This window comes from Bradyrhizobium sp. (genome assembly GCF_049586575.1).
GTDB lineage: Bacteria > Pseudomonadota > Alphaproteobacteria > Rhizobiales > Xanthobacteraceae > Bradyrhizobium.
Genome location: NZ_JBAVCF010000368.1, coordinates 1 through 2,496 on the forward strand (window position 1 = coordinate 1; position 2,496 = coordinate 2,496).

A 2,496-nucleotide genomic window follows, 5' to 3' on the forward strand; every position below is an offset into this window, starting at 1 on the left:
GAATAAGCGAGCCGATTGGGTTGCCCCGGATATCGACGGCCGTTCCGCCGTAATATCGCGCCAAGCCACGCTGGGCCAAGGCGGACCTCACGGTCGTTTCACGACGGCCCTCAGCTGATCGACGTAACCCACCTTGGCCGAGGCCATGAATGACTCGTTTTCCTCGAGGATCATGACCTCAGCGTTTCGCCATGCGCGGAGGTCGTTCTCCGAAAGGTTTCGTTGCAATTCGCGATAGGGTGTACCGCCGAAGCGGCCGAGCGTGGCGTAATAATAGAATTGAAGCCGCTCGAGACAGTTGGCCTCGACCATGATGCGCGATGGCAGATGGCCGAAGCTGGAGCCGACAACGGCCACATCGAGCTGCCGCGCAGGACTCTCTGCACAAGGCACGGACGGCTGGAAGCTGACTTTCGGCGTTTGGTAGCCGAGCGGCGGGAAGAAAACATTCAACAGATCGACCAGCTCGCGATCGGCGCCTTTCGCCGGCGTCGACATCGTATAGGTGAACCTGAAGGGCGGAATGATCTCGTGCCCCGCCAGCCGATTGACCTCCTCGACAACAGCTGAAACGGCGCGCGCGCCGCCGACGTCGTTCCAGTGAACGCCGCCTTGCGGAAACAGGTCGAAGGGGTAGGTGCCCTTGAGCGAGTGAATCAGGCTTGCCGTATCGACGACATGGATGCCCTCGCGCTTCAAGGCGCCGACATAGTCGGGAACCAGCTGCTTTCGCGCGGCCGGCGTGCTGGGGCAGGGAACGCGATCGACGAAATACTCCGGCAAGTGTGCAGCTTTGGACGGCGTCACCACGTAAACGAAAACCGCGCCATGCTTCTGATAGAAGTTCTGGATGTCCTTCAGCTTCGGTATCGCAACGGCGGCCAGTTTGGCGCCCATGCCTTCGGTACGGGAGCAATAGTCGTCGAGATAGGTTTGTTCGATCAGATGGCCGTTGGCACCCCTGACGACGTTCGGCGCCGTGAGTTCGCCGAACAAGTGAAACCGGATTTCGTTGTTGATGCGGATCAGAAGCGGCCGGACCGGCATGGCATCGGTGACCCGGCTTACAACGGCCTTCTGGAACTTGCCGTCGCGAATCTCAGGCCACGAGAAAATAACCGACGTATCGTAGGTGACGCCGCCGAGCGTGGGGCCGATCTTGAGAGCGCGCGCCGGGAAGTATTGCGCGGCGATCAGATTCCAGGCGGCGCCGAGCGGCAATAGCGCCAGAAATGCGCAGAAGGCGGCGCGGATGATGGGGCGGCAGAGACTGAGGTTACCCATCATGATCAGAACCTGAAATAGATGAAGGGCTGGAACGGCGCTGTGACCGCCCGCGCAATCGCCAGCACATAGATCACCACCAGCGCGGCGATCGTCAGCGTCCGCAGCCAGGCCTTGCTATCGTAAGCGCGGATCAGCGCGGGATAGAAGGCGGTTGCCGGCAGCAGAGAAATGAAGGCGCCGAGCACCAGGGTGAAGGGCACCTCGGCAGGGATTTCGGAAGCGATGGTGGCGTGTGTCATGCCCGATAGCGCGGACAGGAACGTCATCAGATGCGCAGGCGAATCGGAACGGAAGATCGCCCAGCCGACCATCACAATGAGTAACGTCGCAATCGTCGCTATGACCGCACCACAGCGCTCGAGCGCGTTGCGCAGGAACAGGCGGTCGAGTGTCAGGAACAATCCGTTATAGGCGCCCCACAGCACGAAGTTCCAGCTTGCGCCGTGCCAGAGCCCGGACAACAGGAAACAGATCCAGAGATTGAGGTAGGTGCGTGCGTCGCCCTCACGATTGCCGCCGAGCGGTTTGTAGAGATAGTCGCGGATCCAGGTCGTCAGCGAGATATGCCAGCGCCGCCAGAATTCGGTGATCGATCTCGCGATATAGGGCTTGTCGAAATTCTCCTTCAAGCCAAAGCCGAGCATGCGAGCTAGTCCAATTGCCATGTCGGAATAACCCGCAAAATCGAAATAGATTTGCAAGGTGAAGCTCGCGAGCGCAAGCCAGGCGCGGCCGGCGTCGAGGCTCGCCGGATCGGCGGCGAAGATCGAGTTGACGAAGCTGCCGAGCGGATCGGCGATCAAGAGCTTGCGTCCGATGCCGCGCGAAAAGCGCAGGAATCCTGAGCCGAAATCGCTCCATTCCACGGCGCGTGGCTTCGCGATCTGGTCTCGCATTTCGTGATATTTGAGGATCGGGCCTGCGAGAAGTTTCGGGAAGAACAAAACGAACAGGCAATAGTCCCAGAACTTCGCCGCAGGCTTGGAGGTGCCGCGATAGGTGTCGACGAGATAGGTGATCTTTTCGAACACCACGAAGGAGACGCCGATCGGGAGCGCCAGGTGCAGAAGCGGCAGTCGATGGACGCCAAAGGGGGCCAGCGCCCAATTGAGATTGTCGGCAAGGAAGTCGGCGTATTTGTAGACGAAGAGAATGCCGAGGTTGTTGACAATGCCGGCCGCAAGCGCGAGCCGCCGGACGGGCTGCGGG

At 60.4% G+C, this 2,496-nt stretch carries 2 protein-coding genes; both read right to left on the minus strand.

Annotation, left to right across the window (positions count from 1 at the left end; genetic code table 11):
• Positions 1–87: 87 nt before the first annotated feature.
• Entirely contained in the window at positions 88–1,287 is a 1,200-nt protein-coding gene (locus WB528_RS14330; RefSeq protein ID WP_423889071.1) for an alginate O-acetyltransferase AlgX-related protein, read from the minus strand.
• Positions 1,288–1,289: 2 nt separating this feature from the next.
• A partial coding sequence (locus tag WB528_RS14335) for an MBOAT family O-acyltransferase (protein ID WP_423889072.1) occupies positions 1,290–2,496 on the minus strand: 1,207 nt, incomplete at its 5' end.